Here is a 21,725-nt window from a genome sequence, read left to right on the forward strand (position 1 = left end):
GTTCGCACCGGTAGCGTTGGGGTGGTGAGCACAGGCCAACCTCCCCAACACGTGTGCTCCACCTTCGGCCTCCGCGAAGTCGAGCCCATCCCACTCGGTGCGGATTGGGACGGCGGTTGGTTGTGTGGAGACGTCGTCCTTTCTGCCGTCGCGGATCATGCGCGCGCGGCCTGGTCGGCAAAAGTGCGTGAGAATCTCGAAGTCGACGGGGTGCGTTTGGCCCGTCCGGTCCGATCGACCGACGGCAGGTATGTCGTATCCGGTTGGCGCGCCGACACTTTCATCGTCGGAACACCTGAACCGCGGCATGACGAGGTTGTTTCCATGTCGTGCAGGCTCCACGCTGCTACGGCGTCGCTGGAGCGTCCGCGATTCCTGGCGCAGCCCCCGGTCCCACCGTGGGCGGAGGTCGACGTGTTTGTTGCCGCTGACCGCGCGGCCTGGGAAACGGTTCCGCTGAGAATTGCGAAGGGCGTCGAGCAGCTCGAGTCGCCGACTCCCGACGGGCGTAAGAGCCTCGAACTGATCGCGGGTCTGGCCACTCTCCGTAAACCGGTTCAGAGTCCTGATCAATTGGTGCACGGTGATCTGTTCGGCACCGTTCTGTTCTCGGGCAGCATGGCTCCCGGGATCACCGACATCACGCCGTACTGGCGACCGGCGGCCTGGGCCGCAGCTGTCGCGGTTGTCGACGCCATCTCGTGGGGCGGCGCCGACGAGGCACTGGTAGGCCGGTGGGAGGATCTGCCGGAGTGGCCGCAGATGCTGCTTCGAGCCGTGATGTTCCGGTTGGCTGTTCATGTTCTGCATCCCCGGTCGACGGCGGACGCGTTTCCCGGGCTGGCCCGAACCTCCGATATCGTCCGGTTGCTTCTCTAGCTCGCGTGGTCAGCCGAAGTCGGCGACCAGGCCTTCGAACAGATCACGCGCTGCATCCGATGCGGCCCGTGTATCACCCGCGATGACCGCCGTCACGAGGTTCTGATGCCGGCTGTGGAATCCTTCGCCGGTGGCGTCGATGTGCTGATGGATCGTTGATTCGATGACGGGCAGCAGGGAGTCGTAGAACTCCAGGTACACCGCATTGTGACTGGCCGCGACAATCGCGCGGTGCAGTGCCGCGTCGGCCACGGCGGCCGCTGTGGTGTCGTGACCCTCCCAGGTTGCTGCCCGTACCGCGAGTAGGCGTGTCAGTTCGGCGACGTCGTCATCGGTGCGCCGGGCGGCGGCGAGTGTCGCAGCGGTGATGTCGAGTGCTCGACGCAGTTCGAGTACGTCGCGCTCGTGCGCTCCGGCGAAGTAGTTGCCGAGGGTGCCACCGAGATCGGTGAGTGCCACAACGTAGGTTCCCGAGCCCTGTCGGCGCTCGAGCATGCCCGCGTGCACGAGTGCCTGCACAGCCTCACGCACGGTGTTCCGCCCGGTGCCGGTCAGTTCGGTCAGTTCGGGTTCGGTGGGAATCCTTGTTCCGACGGGCCACGTTCCGCTCCGTATTTCGTCGCGGAGTTGTTCGGTGACCTGTGAGATGAGGCTGGCGCGTCGAACTGGTTGCACGTGGTGTTCCTCGGTTTCCGGTAACTGATCGGTGGTGACGCTAGATTATCTCCCTTGTGTCATTTCGTCCGGTCATCCTATGATTTCTCGGTGACTGCTCAACTGGAGAGAACAGAACGCCGCCCGCTCGTCAAAGGCCGTGTGCTCGTATTCGCTGCCATCGCGATGTCTGCGCTCGTACTGCGACTTGCGGTGACGTCGTTCTCTCCGCTCGCGTCGCAGATCCAAGACGAGTTCGGTTTCTCCGGTTCGGTGGTCGGTGTCTTCGGGATGGTGCCGACGGCGATGTTCGCCGTCTTCGGTCTGCTCACGCCTGCCCTGGCCAAGCGCCTCGGCCTCGAACGCACCGCGTTGCTGGCCATGATCATGGCTGCCGTCGGAATGCTGTTGCGCGCCATGATGTCTCAGACGTGGTCGTTGCTCGCCCTTTCGGCTCTCGCGTTGGCGGGCATGGGTATCGGCAATGTCGTGATCCCGCCGTTGGTCAAGCGATACTTCTCCGATCGTCTTGCCACCATGAGTTCGGTCTACATCGTCGCCGTGCAGATCGGCACCATCGTTCCGGCATTTGTCGCGGTTCCCGTGGCCGACGCCTTCGGATGGCGGTTCTCCATCGGATGGTGGGCTGCATTCGGCTTTGCCGCGGCCGTACCGTGGCTGATCACCCTGGCACGCTCGCGGAAAGCCGAAGCCGAGACAGTTGTTGCACCGACAGTCGACGCGAGTCGCCGCGGTCAGGTGTGGCGTTCACCCGTTGCGTGGGGGATGGCCGGCATGTTCGGTATGACCTCGCTGATCACGTACTCGATGTTCACCTGGATTCCGTCGATCCTTGCCGACGCCGGTGCCAGCGATGCCTTCGGTGGAACCATGGTCGGAGTCTTCTCGGTGATGGGTCTGGTCGCGGCATTCGGTGCCCCGACGCTCTGTGCTCGGATCGCTAATCCGTTCCCCGTGGTGATCGTCTGTGCTGCTTGCTATCTGATCGGCTTTGCCGGCCTGTACTTCGCGCCGATGGCCGCACCGATCGTCTGGGTTGTCGTCCTGGGTCTTGGTCCGAGTACGTTCCCGATGGCGCTGACGTTGATCAACCTCCGCACACGTTCGCACGCCGGATCATCGGCGTTGTCCGGCTTCACTCAGGGCATCGGTTACACAGTGGCGTGCCTCGGACCGTTGCTGTTCGGCGTGTTTCACGATGCGACGGATGGATATGCGGCCCCCTTCGGACTGCTCGTCGTTGCCGTCGTCGTAGTGCTGGTCGGTGCATATCAAGCCTGCAAGCCGCGGATGCTCGAGGACTCCTGGCACGCCCGATAGTCCTCACATCAAGTCCTGTTACCGGGTGAGGATCAATTGACTTCTCGGTCACCGCGCGCAGCACCGGCGCAATAACCGTTTTCTACCTTTAGGTCTCCCACACATTCAGGAGGCCCTGGTGAGTCATTACATCGAGCATTGGGATGCAGAGGACGTCGACGCCTGGGAATCCGGCGGCAAGGACATCGCGAAGCGAAACCTGATCTGGTCAGTGGTAGCCGAACACGTCGGCTTCTCGATCTGGTCGATCTGGTCCGTCATGGTGTTGTTCATGCCCACTGATATCTACGGCATCGACGCGGCCGGAAAGTTCTTCCTCGTCGCGGTTCCCACCTTGGTGGGTTCCATCCTCCGCATTCCGTACACGGTTGCCACCGCGCGTTTCGGCGGTCGCAACTGGACCGTCATGAGTGCGCTGTTCCTTTTCATACCAACACTTCTCACGCTGTACCTGATGATGAACCCGGGTGCGTCGTACACCACGTTCATGTTGGTGGCGGCTACCGCAGGCATCGGCGGCGGTAACTTCGCGTCGTCGATGACCAACATCAATGCCTTCTACCCACAGCGGCTCAAGGGATGGGCGCTCGGTCTCAATGCGGGCGGCGGCAACATCGGTGTTCCGATGATCCAGCTGATCGGCCTGTTGGTGATCGCCACCGTCGGTAACCGTGCGCCGTGGATCGTGTGCGCCATCTACCTCGTGTTCATCGCGGCTGCTGCCGTCGGCGCTGCACTGTTCATGGACAACCTGGGTAACCAGAAGTCTGACCTGCGCTCGATGGCCACGGCGCTGAAGTTCTCCGAGTCCTGGGTGATCAGCTTCCTGTACATCGGCACGTTCGGTTCGTTCATCGGATTCAGCTTCGCCTTCGGTCAGGTTCTGCAGATCAACTTCCTCGCCGGCGGTGCCACTCCGGCCGCGGCGGCGCTGCATGCAGCCCAGATCGCCTTCATCGGTCCTCTCCTCGGTTCGATCGCTCGCCCCCTCGGCGGCAAACTCGCCGACCGGATCGGCGGCGGAAAGATCACGATGTGGACGTTTGTCGGCATGGCCTTCGCGGCATCGGTCCTCGTGACGGCCGGGACGATGGACGACAACACCGCAGGCGTTGCAAGTGCCGGGATCATGGTGACGTTCGTTCTCGGATTCATCGCACTGTTCCTGCTCTCGGGCATCGGCAACGGATCGGTCTACAAGATGATCCCCGCGATCTTCGAGGCGAAGGCGCAGAGCTTCGACCACCTGGATCGGGCGGAGAAGGCAACGTGGTCGCGCAGTATTTCCGGTGCTCTCATCGGATTTGCCGGTGCGGTAGGCGGTTTGGGTGGTGTCGGCATCAACCTGGTGCTGCGCGCGTCGTACACCAGCCCCGCGAAGTCGGCGACGATGGCGTTCTGGGTGTTCCTCGCCTTCTACATCGCCTGCATCGCAGTGACCTGGTTCGTCTTCCTGCGCAAGCCGTCCACGCTCACTACAGACGTCGACGACGCGAAGGTCGCGGTCACGGCATAACGCCCGGCTCGCAGAATCTCCAGAACTCTCTCGTTACATCAGGAAGTAGGCGCGTCATGAGCAAGTCGGTTGTTGTCATCGGACACGGAATGGTCGGACACCGCTTCGTCGAGGCGCTCCGTTCGCGCGACGAGGCAAACACCTGGTCGGTGACCGTACTCTGCGACGAGCAGTACGCAGCGTACGACCGAGTCGGGCTGTCCTCGTACGTCGGAGCCTGGGACCCCAAGGAATTGGCACTGGCCGGCAACGATTACGCCGGTGACAGCCTGGTCGATCTCCGGGTAGGTGAGGGCGGACTCTCGATCGACAAGGACGCACGAACGGTCACGACAACCACCGGCGACACGCTCTCCTACGACGCACTGGTGATGGCGACGGGTTCGTACCCATTTGTTCCGCCGGTACCCGGTCACGACACCGACGGATGCTTTGTCTACCGCACACTCGACGACCTGGACGGTATCCGCGCTGCCGCCGAGAAAGCCGGCAAGGGCGCAGTCGGTGTAGTGGTCGGCGGTGGTCTTCTCGGACTCGAGGCCGCAAATGCTCTCTCGCTCATGGGAATGACGGCACACGTCGTCGAGCACAATGCGCGTCTGATGCCGATGCAGGTCGACGAGGGCGGAGGCGCTCTGCTCGCTAGACTCGTCACCGAGTTGGGGCTCACCGTCCACACGGGTGTCGGAACGGCGGGAATCTCGCAGGCCGACAACGGAATTGTGGTCGAACTGTCCGACGGCTCCACCATCGACGCGTCGTTGCTGGTCTTCTCGGCCGGAGTTCGTCCGCGCGATCAGCTGGCTCGCGACGCCGGCATCGCAGTGGGTGAGCGCGGCGGAATCCTGACCGACCTCGGCTGCGTCACGTCGGACGAGAACATCTACGCAGTCGGTGAATGTGCTGCGGTGGAGGGCCGTTGCTACGGACTGGTCGCTCCCGGCTACACGACAGCCGAGATCGTGGCCGACCGTCTGCTCGGCGGCGCCGCAGATTTTCCGGGTGCCGATATGTCTACCAAGCTCAAGCTCATGGGTGTCGACGTCGCCAGCTTCGGTGACGCGATGGCCACCTCGCCCGGTGCTCTCGAAGTAGTCCTCAGCGACGCAGCCAAGGGAACGTACGCCAAGCTTGTCGTCTCGGACGACGCGAAGATCCTGCTCGGCGGAATTCTTGTGGGGGACGCGTCGGCGTACGCGTCACTGCGACCGCTGGTCGGTCGCGAACTGCCCGGTGACCCAGCGGCATTGATCTCGCCTGCCGGGGAGAAGCCGGGTGCGGGATCGCTGCCGGATGATGCCGAGGTGTGCTCGTGCAACGGCGTGACGAAGGGTGCCATCTGCGGCGCGATCGCGGCGGGCGCGTGCGACATCGCGTCTGTGAAGGCGTGCACCAGCGCGGGAACCACCTGCGGCGGTTGCCTTCCGACTGTCAAGCAGTTGCTCGCCGATTCGGGCGTCGTGATGTCGAAGGCGCTCTGCGAGCACTTCGCGCAGTCACGCGCAGAGTTGTTCCAGATCGTGCAGTCGACGCAAACTCGAACCTTCTCGGCTCTGATTGCCAAGTACGGCAAGGGTTCCGGTTGCGATATCTGCAAGCCCGTCGTCGCGTCGATCCTGGCGTCCACGGATTCCGATCACATCCTGCACCGTCAGCAGGCTTCGCTGCAGGACACCAACGACCACTTCCTGGCCAACATTCAGAAGAACGGTACGTACTCGGTCGTACCGCGCATGCCCGGCGGCGAGGTCACGGGAGAACAGCTCATCGTGATCGGTGAGGTGGCGCGTGATTTCGGTCTGTACACCAAGGTGACCGGCGGCCAGCGCATCGACTTGTTCGGCGCTCGAGTCGAGCAGTTGCCGGCAATCTGGAAGCGCCTGGTCGACGCGGGAATGGAGTCGGGACAGGCGTACGGCAAGTCCCTGCGAACGGTCAAGAGTTGCGTCGGATCGAGCTGGTGCCGCTACGGCGTCCAGGACTCGGTAGGAATGGCCGTCGACCTCGAGAACCGCTACCGCGGCCTGCGCTCGCCGCACAAGATCAAGTTCGGCGTCTCGGGATGCGCCCGCGAATGCGCCGAAGCCCGTGGCAAGGACGTCGGCGTCATCGCGACGGAGAACGGTTGGAATCTGTATGTGGGCGGCAACGGCGGACAGTCACCCAAGCATGCTCGGTTGCTCGCTGGTGGCCTCGACGACGTCACCCTGGTCAAGTACATCGACCGCTATCTCATGTTCTACATCCGCACGGCTGATCGACTTCAGCGCACCGCACCGTGGGTGGACTCGCTGGACGGCGGACTCGACCACCTCAAGTCGGTGATTTGCGAGGACAGCCTGGGTATCGGCGAGGAACTCGAGGCGCTGATGGCCAAGCATGTCGAGGGCTACCAGGACGAATGGGCCGGTGTGCTCGGTGATCCGGAGAAGTTGTCGCGGTTCGTGTCGTTTGTCAATGCGCCGGAAGAAGCCGACCCGACGGTCGTGTTCGACGAGACCGGAGTGCGCAAGGTTCCCGTCTTGATGGGAATGCCGAGCATCCCTACGCGCCGGTAATCGCTGCGTAACCCGTGGGTAACACGGGGTCCGTACAAACTAATACAAGAACCCGCGCGGCGTTGTCGCCGGATCGACAGGAGGACTTCGATGAGTGTCATCGATGCGCAGATCGCCAAGCTGGATTCCGAACGACTGGAATGGACTTCGGCGTGCCCACTGAGTCACCTCATCCCTGGACGCGGGGTAGCAGTGCTGCTCCGCGGCGGTGAGCAGGTGGCGCTGTTCCTCCTCGAGGACGGCACCTTGCGTGCCGTCGGCAACTTCGATCCGTACGGACGCGCCTCGGTGATGTCACGCGGACTGGTCGGAGACCGTGACGGTGAGCCGATCGTGGTGTCGCCGTTGCTCAAGCAGGCGTTCTCGCTGGTCGACGGCCGGGCACTCGACGACGAATCGGTGTCGCTACCGGTGTACGAGATCAGGGTCTGGGCCGGCGTGGTGCAGGTGCACAGCACTATTCGGGCTGTCGAATCCGTCTCGTGAATGACAACATGCCACTAGCGGGGTTCACGGTCGGGATCACGGCATCGCGCCGTGCCGATGAATTTGCGATGCTGCTGACGCGTCGGGGAGCAGAAGTGGTGCACGCTCCGGCTATCCGCATCATCCCACTCGCCGACGACCGTGAATTGGAGCGGGTGACGCAGCAGATCATCGCGAGTCCGCCCGAGGTGGTTGTTGCCACGACCGGTATCGGATTTCGTGGTTGGCTCGAAGCTGCGGACGGGTGGGGCGAGGCCGAGAATCTCTCCGCGGCACTGACTTCGGCACGTCTACTGGCCCGCGGGCCCAAGGCCAAAGGTGCGATTCGCGCAGCGGACCTGCGCGAAGAATGGTCTCCGGCCTCCGAATCGTCGGCTGAAGTACTCGAACACCTGCTTGCGGAGGGGGTTGCGGGAAAGGTCATTGCCGTCCAGTTGCACGGCGCCACTACGGAATGGGAACCGATTCCCGATTTCTGTCAGGTGCTGCGGGACGCGGGTGCCGAGGTCATCGCAGTGCCGGTCTACCGCTGGGAACCTCCGGAAGATCCGACTCTGCTCGACCGGATGATCGAGGCCATCGCGTCATCTGCAATTGATGCTGTCAGCTTCACGAGTGCACCGGCGGTGGCGTCGATCCTGATGCGGGCCGATGCGACGGGGCGACTCGACAGCATTCTCGATGCCATGCGCGGACCGGTAACGGCAGTGTGCGTCGGGCCGGTGACCTCCGCGCCGCTGGAGGCATTGCAGGTCCCGACCACAGCACCGGCCAGGGCTCGCCTTGGAGCCTTGGCGCGACACATTGTCGACGAACTTCCGCAGCGTGCCAACCGTATTCAGGCCGGCGACCACGAAATCAGTATCCGCGGTGGTTGCGTTGTCGTAGACGGTGAAGTCCGAGCAGTGTCGCCGGCCGGTATGTCTCTCATGCGATCTCTCGGAGCGAGGCCGGGGCACGTGGTCTCTCGTGCCGAACTGTTGGCCGCCCTTCCGGGGAGCGGCGACGACACACACGCCGTCGAAACCGCCGTCGCACGCCTGCGCGCGTGCCTCGGCGCTCCCAAAGCCGTTCAAACCGTTGTGAAACGAGGTTATCGTCTTGCACTCGATCCCACCGAATACGCAGAACTCTAGCGACGTCCTGGTCCTGGTAGCGCACGGCACACGAAGTGCGCGGGGCGTGGAAATGATTGCCGCACTGGCCGAAGCGGTCAGTACCAGCGTAGGTACAACTCGGGTGGCCTTTGTCGACGTCCTGGGTCCGTCGCCGTCGGAGGTTCTCCGCGACATCCCCGGCCGGGCAATTCTCGTGCCCGCGTTCCTGGCGTCGGGATATCACGTTCACACCGATGTGCGACGCGAAGTGGAAGTCAGTGGGCACCCGGGCGTCACGGTCACGCCTGCGCTCGGTCCCGATCCCGCGTTGGCCACCGTCCTGATGCGTCGATTGCGCGATGCCGGTTGGCGCAACGGCGACGCGATAGTCCTTGCCGCAGCAGGATCTTCCGATTCGCGCGCCCTGCGCGATGTCGAGCGCGCCGCCCTGATGTTGGCGGAGCAGGCCGACACGCGAGTCGATATCGGGTATATCGCAACCGGAACACCCAAGGTGGCGGATGTTGTTGCAGCAGCCCGAGTTCGCGGCGCGCGCCGCGTGTTCATCGCGTCATATCTTCTTGCGCACGGATTGTTTCACGAACGTCTTGGTGCGGCAGGCGCTGACGGCGTCACCGAACCTCTCGGAGTAGATCCCGGTGTCGTGGACCTTGTGGTCAACCGGTATTCGGCGGCTCGCCGCGGCGTTGCGGTGATCTGAGGCTGCTCGGGACCAGTGCGCCGTCGACGTCGTACCAGGAATGGTGAGCCTTATCCCAGCAGAACGAGTTCGGCCACGACGTTGTCGGGTGCCGATGCGGGCACAAGCGCAAACGCTGCCTTGCCTATCAAGCCCGCCAGATGTGAGGTGCGCACCGAAGGGTCTGCGTGCCAGCGGCCGTCATCGGTCTGTGTGACCGGAAGTAGTCGCACGGCATCGGAGCTGACCTCGGAGGCATTCGCGACAATTCCGAGCAACGGCGGCAACGGAGTTCGCCCGGTGAGCGCACTGACAATGGTGGGCAGCATTGTCAACAGTGTGGTCACTGCTGCATAAGGATTTCCGGGAAGGCCGAGCACCACCTTTCCGGTGGGCAGGACTGCCGTGATCTGTGAACCGCCCGGACGCGACGCGACCCTGCCGACAACGGTGTGGGCGCCGAGACGGTCCAGGGCAGAGCGCATTTCGTCGGCAGCGCCGCCGCCCGTCGCACCGACGATCACGATGAGATCGGCGCCGTCGTCAGCACCGAGAGTGGTCTCGAAACCGTCTGCGGTATCGCGTAAATGGGTGTCGGAGATGCATGCCGCGCCGCATTGCCCGAGAAGAAGCGGGAGGATGCCGCCGATGGAATCGCGTGTCTGGCCTTCGCGCAGTGGCCCGTCTCGTCGGATTTCGTCGCCCGTTGTCACGACCCGCGCACGCACCGGGCCGCGAACCAGGCCTTCGACAACTTCACCGCTGGTGGCCGCGGAGACGAGTACCGGTGTCACCGGTGTACCTGCCGGTGCGATGGTGAAACCGACGGTCCAGTCTTCGCCCTGCGGCCGAGCGTCGTTGCGCTGCGGTGTGTTCGGCAACAGCGTCAGTAATGGGGGAGTGCCATCGGCGACCACGTGTTCGTCCCGGAATACTGCGCTTGCGCCGGTGGGAAGGTGTGCGCCCGTCGCGATGCGGATTGCTTCACCGTCTGCCAACTCGAGAGTGGCGTCGGCGCCGGCGACGCGGACTTCCTGGCGAATCCGCCAGGGGCCGTCACCTGCAACGGCATAGCCGTCCATCGCGGAGACAGGAGATGGCGGTAGATCACCCTGTGCAACAAGAGGTTCGGCGAGCGTCGCGCCGAAGCTTTCGGCCAGCACTGCTCGGCGGGGGCCCAGTGGTGTGAGCGACTCCGCAATCGCTGCGCGGGCCCCCGCGATTGTCAGTCGAGGTAGCTCCCGTGCCCGTTCGAGATCCTCGGGAGTGTCGCAATCGGCTGTGCCACTCACCTGGAGTACCGAGAATCCTTGGGTCAGTAGCTTCTTCATCGGCTGATTGTCGAGACCGGCACTCTCTCGAAGTGTCGCGATGCGCTCACGTAGTTCATGGAATACCCAGGCGGACAACAGAAATTGTGTTCGGTTGTTCTCGTCGACCGCGCACGTCACTGGGCCCAGGTGCGACGTTGAGTCGATCAGGGAGTCGACGACCCCGCGACTGACGTGTGGCAGATCGGCTGCCAGGACGACCACTACTGCGTCGTCGGGTAGTTCAACGGCGTTCAATCCTGCCCAGAGTGCCGAGACCGGCCCACCGCCGATCGGCGACTCCTGGGTTTGCACGACCCCGGTGTCGAGGTCGTCGCGATGCGGTCCGACCACCACCGTCGTGCCTAAATGTGCTGTTGCAGCGAGTGCAATGTCGAGCAGACGGTGACCGTGCACCACAAGTCCGGGTTTGTCGACACCACCCATCCGGGTGCCGCGTCCGCCGGCAAGTATCAGCGCACAGGTAGGCGGATGGGCGTTCATGCGTCCATGCTGCCTTACGGGAAGGTGTGCCGTGCGCGCGCCATGTCGATCCGGCCGTCCTTGATCGGCACGCCCTCCAATTCCAGCTTCGCAATCTGTCGATGCGCCAGGTGAGCTGCGGGTTTCCCGGATGCACCCAGAACCCGATGCCAGGGGAGATCCGAGGAGTCGGTACGCATGATCCACCCGACCGTGCGTGGGCTGGAAAGCCCTACAGCATCGGCAATATTGCCGTAGGTGGCGACACATCCGGCGGGTATGGACGCGACGAGTCGGCGGACCTCTTCGATCTGTTCGTCTGTGGTGGCGGCCATTGTCTGAGTCTCAGAGTAGTTTGCGGATCAGGGCCGCAACCTCGTCGGCGCGCACGTGCGGCACCATGTGGTCGCAGTCGAACTCGACGCTGGTCAGGTTCGGGCCGAGGTGCTCGGTGATTGCCGTGCGGAACTCGTCGGTGACGTACGGCGGTTGCACCTTCATAGCCTGGACGATCACCGTCGGCATGGAACTCGGTGGCAGTACCAGTGGCCGAGCGAGTTCTCCCCACGCCGTGACGACGGCGGGAGTGGAGAGTCGCCAGTTGACGCGTCCGTTGTCGAGGTGGATCAGATGCTCTTCGAATTCCTCGTCCAGTACCGCCGTGGGAACTTCTCCCCATGAGCCGTGAACCTTTTCCGAACGCGCCTCGGCTGCATCCGTGTAATCCGGTGAACCGATGGTGAGTTCGGCCACTCGGCCCATGAACTCCGGATCGAGTCCGATAGCAGGATCGAGCAATACCAATCCGCGGACGCGGTCCGGCGCAGTCGCCGCGAGATGCAGCGCCAGAGCGCCGCCGAACGAGTGGGCAACGATCAGGACCGGGCCGGACGCATGCTCGTCCAGGGTATCGATCAGGCTGGCAACATGCGCCTCGATATTCCACGGGGGAGACCAGGTCGAGCGGCCGTGACCACGCAGATCGGGAGCGATCCAGCGAGCGTCGGGGAGCTGATTCTCGGCCATCGACTGCCACCGTCGGCCGTGGCCGGTCAGACCGTGCAACGAGAGTATCTCCGGCGCACCGGCCGGGCCGTACAGATAGGTGTGGAGTGCGGGCACAGGCCAATCTTGCCCGACGCGGGCGATGTGTGCCGTGTCGGTGCCCTCTGATGGAATGCCTGGGTGAGTGAGACGATTGCGGCGCCACCGTCAGCGCGCGCCAAGAACACCATCCCGCGGGCGCGGTTGGTGCACCGGGCCGCGCCCTCACTCGTTCCGCGGAAGTGGGACGCCGCCGCTGCGCAATTGTTCGCGGAGCCTGCCGACGATCCGTTCATGCTGGCCTTCGGCGGTGAGCAGTGGAATCCCTGGCAGGTGCTCGGCGGTCCGGGAACCGGCAAGTCGTCACTACTGGTCGATCTGGCGGTTGCCAAGATTTCCGGCGGCGAAGACCCGGAATCCGTTCTGGTCCTCACACAGTCGCGTCGGGCGGCAACAGCGGTGCGCGAACAGATCACCGCGGGCCTGTTCGGGTTCGAACGCGAGCGTGGCCCGCAGGCAACTCGGGAACCGCTGGTCCGCACCGTGCACTCCTACGCGTTTGCTGTGCTGCGGTTGCAGGCAGCAGCGCACGGCAATGCTCCGCCGCGTTTGATCACCGGAGCCGAACAGGACGCGGTGTTGCGTGAGATGTTGCGCGGCGACATCGAGGACGGCGCGCGGTACTGGCCGGAGCGGCTGAGGCCGGCGCTGGGCATGAACGGGTTTGCCGTCGAACTGCGCGATCTGATGTTGCGCGCCAACGAACGCGGCCTCGGACCGGAAGATCTGATCAAGCTCGGCAAGCGTAAAGGCCGTCCGGAATGGGTGGCTGCCGGACGATTCGCCGAGGTGTACGAGCAGGGAGTTCTGTTGCGCGCGTCCGTGGGCGTCGAAGCCCCGGAGGCGACGGCGCCGGCACTTGATGCCGCCGAGTTGATCGGTGCTGCGCTCACCGCGTTTGCCACGGACCCCGAGTTGTTGCGATCCGAGCGCGCCCGCATCCGTCACCTCCTTGTCGATGATGCTCAACACTTGGATCCGCAAGCCGCGCAATTGGTTCGGCTGATCGGAACCGGAACGGCAACGACGGTGATCGCCGGCGACCCGGATCAGTCCGTGTTCGGATTCCGCGGGGCTGATTCCCGTTTCCTGCTCGACCTGGCGGACAAGGGCGACGAGCGGGCAGTCATTCTGCCCACTACGTACCGCAACAACGCCGACGTCGCGGCCATTGCGGCGAAGGTCGCCGCACGATTGCCCGGCAACCTCGCTCACCGGATTGCGGTACCCGCCGACCTGTCGGATGACAATCCCGCTCACGCGTCGGTGCGAGTCTTGGGCACCACAGCCAAGGAAGCGGCAGTGGTCGCGGACACCTTGCGGCGCGCGCACCTCCTCGACGGCATTGCGTGGTCCGACATGGCCGTCATCGTGCGTTCGGTTCCGCGAACCCTGGCGCCGCTTCGACGTGCCTTGCTGGCGGCAGGCGTCCCAGTCACCACCGCAGCCACCGAACTCCCTCTTGCCCGTCAACACGGAGTGTCCGGGCTTCTCCTGCTACTTCGGGCGCTCGGGCGAGACGGGTTCACCGGCGACGACGCCTTGGCGCTCATGTCCGGCCCCGTCGGCGGCGCCGAACCGGTGACGCTGCGGCGGTTGCGGCGCGGTCTGCGCCGTATCGAACTTGCTTCGGGGAAGGATCGCGATTCCGCAGAACTGTTGCGGCTCATCCTGATCGACGAGGACCGAGCGCAATCCAAGCGATTGACCGCAAAGCTGACCGACGTCGAATCTGCCGCGCTGAATCGAGTGCTGTCGGTATTGCGCAAAGCCCGCGTGCCGCTCGATCGTGGACTCGGCGTCGAGGAAGTTCTGTGGGCGGCGTGGCAGGCCACCGGGCTCGAACGCCGCTGGGCGGCCGCGTCGGCGCGCGGCGGTCCGATCGGCTCGCAAGCCGATCGTGACCTCGACGCAGTAGTTGCGCTGTTCGATGCCGCAGCCACTTACGTGGACCGCTTGCCGCGTTCGCAGCTCGCGGGTTTTGTCGACTACCTCACCAGTCAGGAGATCCCCACCGATTCGCGCTCGCGGTCGGTGATCGCGCCGGATGCGGTCACTGTTGTCAGTGCGCACGCAGCGGCCGGACGTGAGTGGGCTGTTGTCGCGGTGGCCGGTGTTCAGGAAGGGCTGTGGCCCAGCTTGCGGGCACGCGGTTCGCTCCTCCGGACGGAGGCGCTGATCGATTTGATCAACGGTGTGTCGGACGGCAGCGATTCCGCCGAAGAGCGGTTGTCGAGAACTGCGCCGCTGCTGGCCGAGGAGCGTCGACTCTTCCTGGTGGCATGTTCTCGCGCACGCCGCCGGTTGTTGGTGACAGCCGTCGAATCCGCCTCGGGTGATACCGATCTGGTGCCGTCACGATTTGTCGACGAGCTTCTGCGCGGCGATCAGTTCGATGACGACGGCGCAGGTGAACCGGCGGTGCCCGCTCCCGAACCCGGTGACACCCGGGTGTTGTCCTTGCCGGCGTTGGTCGCCCAATTGCGCAGTGTGGTCTGCGATCCGGACCTCGCCGCGGGCGATCCCGAGAAGCATGCGCGTGCAGCTCGTCAATTGGCGCGTCTGGCCGCAGCGGGAGTGCGCGGCGCGCACCCCGATCAGTGGTACGGCACCAGCTCGCCCAGCACTGTCGAACCGTTGTGGCAGCCGGAGGACGGCCCGGTGGCGCTCTCGCCGTCCACCATCGAGTTGCTCGAAACATGTCCGCTGCGTTGGGTGTTCGAACGTCATGGCGGTTCCGATGGCGACAACACCCACGCCATCGCGGGCACGCTCGTCCACACTCTCGTTCAGGCACTCGCCGGGCGTATACCACCGGATCAGGTCGAGAAGGCACTCGAAAATGCCTGGGAATCCATCGACTTGGGTTCGCAGTGGTACTCGCGCCGGGAACTCAATCGCACCCGCGAGATGCTGGCCACGTTCACGGCCTGGATGAGTTCCACCCGCGGCGAACTCACCGAAGTCGGTGTGGAGGTCGCGGTCGAGGGCATTCTCGAACCGCGCGAGGAGGGGGAGCCGGCCGTCAAGCTCCGCGGCCGCATCGATCGACTCGAGCGCGACACCGAGGGGCGTCCCGTTGTTATCGACGTCAAGACTGCGCGAAACCCGGTCAGCAACGACGCGGCGCAGTCCCATGCGCAGTTGGCGGCCTATCAGGTGGCGGCAGCGGAAGGCGCGATAGCGGGAGAACCGGCGGCGCAACCCGGTGGGGCCCGGCTGGTATTCGTGGCGAAGTCCAACAAGAAAGACGGTGCGACGCAGCGTGTTCAGCCGCCGCTGACCGCCGAGGCCGTCGAGATGTGGCGTGATGTCATCCACAATGCCGCTGCCGCAACGCAGGGGCCGCAGTATCTGGCCCGGGTCAACGACGGATGTCGCCACTGCCCGGTGCGGTCCAGTTGCCCCGCCCACGACGAAGGACGGCAGGTGAGTTCCTAGATGGCATCCAAGGCGCGGCGCCCCAAGATCAGCCCGGTCGATCTTGCGCTCGCTCTCGGCCAGCACCCGCCGACGCCGGAACAGGCAGCGGTCATCGCCGCACCGCTGGGCCCGACGCTGGTTGTTGCCGGCGCCGGCGCCGGCAAGACCGAAACAATGGCTGCCCGCGTCGTCTGGTTGGTGGCCAACGGATTTGTCGACCCAGAGGCCGTGCTGGGTCTGACGTTTACCCGAAAAGCCGCGCAGCAGCTCACCACTCGTATTCGCAAGCGCCTGGCCCGGCTTGCCGGTTCCGATGTTCTGCGCGCCCTCGACCCCACCGGGGGAGTGCGTGCGCGGATACTGGCCGGCGAACCCGAGGTCAGCACGTATCACGCGTATGCGGGCCGGCTGTTGTCCGAACACGGGCTTCTTCTGCCTATCGAACCGTCGGCGACTCTGCTCTCGGAGACGGAACTGTGGCAGGTCGCGCACCGAGTTGTCAGCGGCTGGGACGGTGATCTCGATACCGACAAGAATCCGGGGTCGATCACCGAAACCGTTCTGGCACTTGCCGGTCAGCTGTCCGAGCATCTTGTGGACCCAGATCAACTGCGCGGTGCGCACGCGGAACTCGACGCGTTGATCCACACGTTGCCTGCCGGGCCGAAGCAGCGCGGCGGACCGAGCAAGGAACTGCTCGGATACCTCGAGGTCCAGCACAAGCGTGTCGAACTCCTGCCGCTGGTTGCGAGGTTGTCCGAGACGTTGCGGTGGGAAGGAGCCCTCGACTTCGGTAGTCAGATGTCTCTCTCGGCGCGCGTTGCTTCGGGGCACCCCGAAGTGGGAGAAGCAGAACGGAGTCGCTTCCGGGTGGTGCTCCTCGACGAGTATCAGGACACCGGTCACGCTCAGCGTGTGTTGCTGTCCTCTTTGTTCGGCGGCGGCACTGACGCCCGCCTGGCGTTGACAGCCGTCGGCGATCCGATGCAGTCCATCTACGGGTGGCGCGGCGCATCGGCAGCCAACCTCCCACGCTTTGCGACGGATTTCCCACTCGCGAACGGAAACCCGGCTCCGACCCTCGAATTGTTGACAAGCTGGCGCAATCCGCCGGAGGCACTCGAACTTGCCAATCTCTCGTCTGCGCCGCTTCGTCGACGCGGCGTTGCCGTCAGCACCTTGCGAGCCCGGCCTGGGGCAGTTGCCGGCGATGTCCGGCTCGCATTGTTGCCTGACGTCGAGCAGGAACGAGAGTGGGTGGCGCAGAAAATTGCGGAGCAGTACGACGCTGCGCGCGCCGACGATCGACCGCCGCCTACCGCAGCGGTGCTGATACGTCGCAATGCCGACGCCGCGCCGCTGGCCGAAGCACTGCGAGCAGCCGGCTTGCCGGTCGAGGTGGTCGGCCTCGGTGGACTCCTGCACACACCCGAAGTTGCCGACGTCATTGCGATGCTGCGGGTAGTAGCCGATCCGTTGGCGGGCAGCGCCGCGGTGCGCCTGCTGACGGGGGCGCGCTGGCAGATCGGTGCCAAGGACGTTGCCGCACTGTCGAAGCGATCTCGGGAGCTTGCGATTTCTGCGGGTTACGGTACGGCGGGTGCTGTCACCGATTCGGCTGCGTTGGCCGAGGCCGTGCAGGATTCGCTGCCCGGTGAGCAGGCCGAGCAGGCGGGGCTGGTCGATGCGATCTCGGATCCTGGTCCGGCCGAGAACTATTCGGCGCTCGGCTATGCGCGAATCGGCGCCGTGGCCGGTGAGCTGGCCTCGTTGCGTGAACGCATCGGACAACCGCTCACAGAATTGGTGGCAGAGGTCGAAAGGGTGCTCGGCATCGGAATCGAGGCCGGTGCACGGACGCGACTCGGTGTGCTTGGTACCGCAGGTCGTGAGCACCTCGACGCCTTTGCCGATGTTGTTGCCAACTACGCGACGCGTCCCACCGCCAATCTCACCGGTATGTTGTCGTTCTTCGCAGCCGCCGAACAGATCGAAAAAGGGCTGACGCCCGGCGAAGTGGAGGTGGCGCCGGATCGGGTCCAGATTCTGACGGTGCACTCCGCGAAGGGACTGGAATGGGAAGTTGTTGCCGTTCCGCACGTCAGCGACGGTGTGTTCCCGTCCTCGACGGCGTCCGGTTCGTGGCTGGGAGCGCTTGCAGAATTGCCGCCTTCGCTGCGCGGTGACCGTGCCGTCGACGCAGATTCGGCCGACGGTGTTCCCGTGCTCGACCTCGAGAATGTCTACAACCGCAAGGATCTGCAGAACGCGATCGACGCGCACAAGCAGGCTCTCGGAGATCGCAGACTCGACGAGGACAGGCGCCTGTTCTACGTTGCCCTCACGCGAACCGAACGGGCACTGTTCATTTCGGCGCACCACTGGGCCGAGTCGGGAGCCGAACCCAAAGGACCGTCGGAGTTCCTGGCCGAACTGCACCAGACGGTTACCGAGACCCCGGACGTCGGCGTTGTCGAGACCTGGGCGCCGGACCCCGAACCCGATACCGAGAATCCGTTGGCATCCACGCCGAGAACTGCTCAGTGGCCACCGGATCCGCTCGGTTCACGGCGCGGTGCGGTGGAGGCCGGCGCAGCCGCTGTACTGGCAGAACTGGCAAAGCCCACTGAGACTAACCTTGACGACGCTGAAGTCGACCCTGAAGTCGACCCGGAGAACTGGGCGTCGGATGTGACGGTGCTCCTGGCAGAACGAGAGGCCCGCGCCAATGCTCGTGCCGAAGTGATTCTCCCGGCACAACTTTCGGTAACACAGTTGGTCGACCTCAAAGCTGATCCCGACGAACTCGCGGCACGATTGCGTCGGCCTCTTCCGTATCCACCCAACCCGCTGGCCAGGCGCGGTACGGCTTTCCATGCGTGGATCGAGCGACGCTTCGGCGCAACGCGGTTGCTGGATCTCGACGAATTGCCGGGCGCCGCCGATACCGAAGCCGGCCCGGAAACCGATCTGATCAAACTGCAGGATGCGTTCCTGCGTTCTCCGTGGGCCAACCGCAGTCCCGTCGAGGTGGAGGTCCCGTTCGAAACCTCCATCGCCGGAACGGTTTTGCGCGGCCGAATCGACGCGGTGTTCGCGGACTCGGACGGCGGCTGGACGGTCATCGACTGGAAGACCGGAGCTGAACCGTCCGCCGCCAACGAAGATGCTGTGGTCATGCAGTTGGCCGCCTACCGCGTGGCGTGGGGCGAATTGATGTCCGCGCGCGCCCGCGCGTCGGGACGGAAGGAAGAGTTTCCACTGCACAAGGTTCGCGCGGCATTCCACTACGTGCGGACCGGCCGCACCATCTCGCCCGAGAACCTGCCGGACGGTGAAGCGCTGGCGCACCTCATCCGCACGGCAGGAGCCCGCGAGGACAGCTCGAGCTAGCCGGCGTTACGACGCGCCTTGAGAGCTTCGGTCACCAAGGGGATTTGCACTGGAAGGCGCGCGATCGAACCGACCTTCTGCGCAGTGGACGTCTTGTTGCTGCGGCACCAGTCCACTGCCATCTGAATGTTGGCTGGGAACACCGCAACAAACAGCGCTGCTGCCAGACCGGCTCCCAATCGGCGAGTTTTCGGAATGGCCAGCGCGGCCCCGATTGCCAATTCTGCGACACCGGATACCTGGGTGTATGTACGGGCTTCGCCGGGGAGTTGGCGGGGGACGGTGCTGTCGAAGAACGATGGCGCAACAAAGTGCATGGTTCCCGCGCCGAGCAGTAGAGCGGAAAGTCGAAGTGCGGCGGCCTGGCTGGATGTCGAACTTTTCGAAGACATTGACCTACCCTGCCTTACAGAGCCTGTGCGTGCCACTACTGTGGTGCGTCTGCGTAGTTACTAGTGAGAGAGTTGCAAGTATGGCCGGAAAGCTCCGGGCGCGTTTTTCCAGGTCGGAATCATTGGCCGACCAGCCTGACTTTGCCCTTGTCGGGGTGCTGCGGATTCCGCAGCTGCAGACCAGTCCTGCCCGCGCTATCTACAAGCGCGTTCTGGTTGCGCTCGGCGCGCTCGCAGCCGCGGTGCTCATCGTGTACATCGATCGTGCGGGGTATCGGGACGCGCAGGACAACGAGCTCTCGCTTCTCGACTGCATCTACTACGCCACAGTGTCGCTCTCGACCACCGGCTACGGCGACATCACGCCGTTCACCCCGTCGGCTCGTCTGGTCAACGTTTTGTTGATCACGCCACTTCGTATCTTCTTCTTGATCGTGTTGGTCGGAACCACACTGTCAGCTCTGACCGAGAGTTCGCGTCAGGCGTTCAAAATTCAGCGTTGGAGGCAGCAAGTGCGTAATCACACCGTCGTCGTCGGATACGGCACCAAGGGGCGCACAGCAATTGAAGCCATGATCGGTGACGGCGTTTCCGCATCCGAGATCGTGGTCGTGGACACGGACCGGGCTGTGCTGGACGCCGCTGAGGCCAAGGGCCTGGTGACCGTATTCGGTTCGGCAACCAAGTCCGACGTGCTTCGCCTCGCCGGGGCGCAACGGGCAAATTCGATCATCGTCGCGACCAACCGCGACGACACAGCGGTGCTCGTGACGCTCACCGCCCGCGAGATTGCGCCGAAGGCAAGAATCGCCGCGGCCATCCGTGAGGCGGACAACGCGCATCTCCTGCGTCAGTCGGGTGCGGACTCAGTGGTCCTCTCGTCGGAAACCGCAGGCCGACTCCTCGGCATCGCCACCACCACGCCAACCGTGGTCGAGATGATCGAAGATCTCCTGACACCCGAGGCTGGATTCGCGATCGCCGAGCGTGCTGTCGAACGTGACGAGGTCGGCGGATCACCGCGTCACCTGTCCGACATCGTGCTGGGCGTTGTTCGCGACGGGCGACTGGTCCGGGTCGGTTCACCGGAGGTCGACGCTGTCGAGGCAGACGATCGCCTGCTGTACATCCGTCGCGTTGTCAGCTGATAGCTGGAACCCGGTATTTCGGCGCCCAGTAATGTCGTCAGCGTGAACGACTTCCAGCTGACCGAAACGCCTCTGCTTTCCCGCTCGAGTGTCGGCCGCGCCGAGGAATTACGGTCCGACGCAGCCGCACTGACCGCGGGGTGGAGTGACGCGGCGCTCTTGCGAGTCAACTCGCGCGGTCAGGTGAAGGTGTCCGGCGGGCAGTTGGTGTTCGGCGAGGCCACCGACCTGGGTGCGGAACCTGTCCGCGGCGCAGTGTTTCTCGGAATTCGTGACAACAAGCATGTATGGGCTGTGCGCGTGTCACTCCTTGCCGGAGAACTGTCGGATCTGCGGATGTTGGGCGGAACGCTCGACGACGCGGACGCAGGTCTTCTGACGGGCGCGATCGCCATTCTCAACTGGCACGACAGTGCCGGATTCAGCTCGATCGACGGGGCTCCGAGTGAGCCGACGATGTCCGGGTGGTCACGCATTTCGACGACCACCGGCCACGAAGAGTTCCCGCGCACCGACCCGGCAGTGATCTGCCTGGTGCACGACGGCGCAGATCGAGTACTGCTGGCTCGCCAGCCGACGTGGCCGCCGCGACGATTCTCGATCCTGGCCGGCTTCGTCGAAGCGGGGGAGTCACTCGAGACGTGTGTGGTGCGCGAGATCAAGGAAGAAGTGGGCGTCGACGTCCACAGCGTCCGGTATCTGGGCAGTCAGCCGTGGCCGTTCCCGCGTTCGGTGATGCTGGGATTCACGGCGATCGGCGACCCCGCCGATCCGCTGGTGTTCGCGGACGGCGAGATCGCCGAGGGAGCGTGGTTCACCAAGGAAGAGGTGCGATCTGCTCTCGAACTGGGGGACTGGGCGTCCGACGCCGACGCGCCGTTGCTCCTACCCGGTTCCATCTCGATTGCGCGAGGAATGCTCGAGAGCTGGGTCAAATAGAGCCCTACAGTCCGAGGGCCTGCTTCACCTGATTGAGCGACGGGTTGGTCGCGACACTTCCGTCGGCGTACTTCACCGTCGGGACGATGTGATTGCCGTCGTTGACGCTGCCGACAAATTCGGCTGCCGACGGATCGTTCTCGATGTCGATTTCGGTGTACTCGATGCCCGACGCGTTGAGCTGGGTCTTGAGGCGGCGGCAGTAGCCGCACCACGTGGTCGAGTAGATGGTGAGGGCAGGAGCTTTTTCGGAAGTAGTCACGGCGCATATAACACCACGAGTTCGGTTGTTGTTCCGTAAC

17 protein-coding genes are annotated in these 21,725 nt (G+C 64.3%); 11 read left to right on the forward strand and 6 right to left on the reverse strand.

Going from position 1 to position 21,725, the window contains the following annotated elements; genetic code table 11:
* The first annotated feature begins 24 nt into the window (after window positions 1–24).
* Entirely contained in the window at window positions 25–879 is an 855-nt protein-coding gene (locus FEZ60_RS10405) for a TIGR02569 family protein (RefSeq protein ID WP_033231496.1), read from the forward strand.
* Window positions 880–888: 9 nt separating this feature from the next.
* Here FEZ60_RS10405 and FEZ60_RS10410 read toward each other — a convergent pair whose 3' ends face one another.
* On the reverse strand, window positions 889–1,554 hold the full coding sequence (locus FEZ60_RS10410) for an FCD domain-containing protein (protein WP_033231164.1): 666 nt from the start codon (window positions 1,552–1,554) through the stop codon (window positions 889–891).
* 90 nt (window positions 1,555–1,644) lie between these two features.
* On the opposite strand from FEZ60_RS10410, the gene FEZ60_RS10415 reads away from it, so the two are divergent.
* The 6 genes from FEZ60_RS10415 to FEZ60_RS10440 all read left to right on the forward strand — a co-directional run bounded on the left by FEZ60_RS10415 (window position 1,645) and on the right by FEZ60_RS10440 (window position 9,252).
* A complete protein-coding gene (locus tag FEZ60_RS10415; protein WP_172936066.1) occupies window positions 1,645–2,874 on the forward strand; it encodes an MFS transporter in 1,230 nt (409 codons plus the stop codon).
* 115 nt (window positions 2,875–2,989) lie between these two features.
* Window positions 2,990–4,390 carry a nitrate/nitrite transporter gene (locus tag FEZ60_RS10420; RefSeq protein WP_095886563.1) on the forward strand — a complete coding sequence of 467 codons (1,401 nt, stop codon included), beginning with the start codon at window positions 2,990–2,992 and terminating at the stop codon, window positions 4,388–4,390.
* 56 nt (window positions 4,391–4,446) lie between these two features.
* Entirely contained in the window at window positions 4,447–6,948 is a 2,502-nt protein-coding gene (gene nirB / locus FEZ60_RS10425; protein WP_172936067.1) for a nitrite reductase large subunit NirB, read from the forward strand.
* 90 nt (window positions 6,949–7,038) lie between these two features.
* A complete protein-coding gene (nirD, locus tag FEZ60_RS10430) occupies window positions 7,039–7,434 on the forward strand; it encodes a nitrite reductase small subunit NirD (protein WP_033231161.1) in 396 nt (131 codons plus the stop codon).
* Window positions 7,431–8,570, forward strand: coding sequence for a uroporphyrinogen-III synthase (locus FEZ60_RS10435; RefSeq protein WP_172936068.1), 1,140 nt, complete (start codon window positions 7,431–7,433; stop codon window positions 8,568–8,570). Before nirD ends, FEZ60_RS10435 begins: the two co-directional genes overlap by 4 nt.
* Window positions 8,545–9,252 carry a sirohydrochlorin chelatase gene (locus tag FEZ60_RS10440; protein ID WP_346343355.1) on the forward strand — a complete coding sequence of 236 codons (708 nt, stop codon included), beginning with the start codon at window positions 8,545–8,547 and terminating at the stop codon, window positions 9,250–9,252. Before FEZ60_RS10435 ends, FEZ60_RS10440 begins: the two co-directional genes overlap by 26 nt.
* A 50-nt stretch (window positions 9,253–9,302) precedes the next feature.
* On the opposite strand, the gene FEZ60_RS10445 is transcribed toward FEZ60_RS10440, so the two are convergent.
* From FEZ60_RS10445 to FEZ60_RS10455, 3 genes are read right to left on the reverse strand one after another with little or no spacing between them, the layout of a single operon-like run.
* Window positions 9,303–11,045, reverse strand: a complete 1,743-nt coding sequence (locus FEZ60_RS10445; RefSeq protein WP_172936069.1) for an NTP transferase domain-containing protein — start codon at window positions 11,043–11,045, stop codon at window positions 9,303–9,305.
* 14 nt (window positions 11,046–11,059) lie between these two features.
* A complete protein-coding gene (locus tag FEZ60_RS10450; protein WP_172936070.1) occupies window positions 11,060–11,359 on the reverse strand; it encodes an MGMT family protein in 300 nt (99 codons plus the stop codon).
* A 10-nt stretch (window positions 11,360–11,369) separates the two neighbouring features.
* Complete coding sequence (locus tag FEZ60_RS10455; protein WP_172936071.1) at window positions 11,370–12,146, reverse strand: alpha/beta fold hydrolase; 777 nt, start codon at window positions 12,144–12,146, stop codon at window positions 11,370–11,372.
* 63 nt (window positions 12,147–12,209) lie between these two features.
* Here FEZ60_RS10455 and FEZ60_RS10460 point away from each other — a divergent pair, with 63 nt between their 5' ends.
* Entirely contained in the window at window positions 12,210–15,569 is a 3,360-nt protein-coding gene (locus FEZ60_RS10460) for an ATP-dependent DNA helicase (RefSeq protein ID WP_346343343.1), read from the forward strand.
* The gene (locus FEZ60_RS10465) at window positions 15,570–18,944 is read left to right on the forward strand and encodes an ATP-dependent DNA helicase (RefSeq protein WP_172936072.1); all 3,375 of its coding nucleotides are present in this window, start codon (window positions 15,570–15,572) and stop codon (window positions 18,942–18,944) included.
* On the opposite strand, the gene FEZ60_RS10470 is transcribed toward FEZ60_RS10465, so the two are convergent.
* Window positions 18,941–19,336 carry a membrane protein gene (locus FEZ60_RS10470; RefSeq protein WP_033231155.1) on the reverse strand — a complete coding sequence of 132 codons (396 nt, stop codon included), beginning with the start codon at window positions 19,334–19,336 and terminating at the stop codon, window positions 18,941–18,943. The genes FEZ60_RS10465 and FEZ60_RS10470 overlap by 4 nt on opposite strands.
* A gap of 80 nt (window positions 19,337–19,416) precedes the next feature.
* Here FEZ60_RS10470 and FEZ60_RS10475 point away from each other — a divergent pair, with 80 nt between their 5' ends.
* Together FEZ60_RS10475 and nudC are read left to right on the forward strand one after the other, a co-directional pair.
* Window positions 19,417–20,484, forward strand: coding sequence for a potassium channel family protein (locus tag FEZ60_RS10475; RefSeq protein WP_033231154.1), 1,068 nt, complete (start codon window positions 19,417–19,419; stop codon window positions 20,482–20,484).
* Between the two features lie 42 nt (window positions 20,485–20,526).
* A complete protein-coding gene (gene nudC / locus FEZ60_RS10480) occupies window positions 20,527–21,423 on the forward strand; it encodes an NAD(+) diphosphatase (RefSeq protein ID WP_172936073.1) in 897 nt (298 codons plus the stop codon).
* 4 nt (window positions 21,424–21,427) lie between these two features.
* Here the strand turns inward: nudC and FEZ60_RS10485 are convergent, their stop codons facing one another.
* Entirely contained in the window at window positions 21,428–21,694 is a 267-nt protein-coding gene (locus FEZ60_RS10485; RefSeq protein WP_092801313.1) for a mycoredoxin, read from the reverse strand.
* Window positions 21,695–21,725: the final 31 nt, after the last annotated feature.

Origin of the sequence: Rhodococcus sp. MS16, from assembly GCF_013277795.1 — a bacterium.
In the GTDB taxonomy this organism is placed as follows: domain Bacteria; phylum Actinomycetota; class Actinomycetes; order Mycobacteriales; family Mycobacteriaceae; genus Rhodococcus_F; species Rhodococcus_F globerula.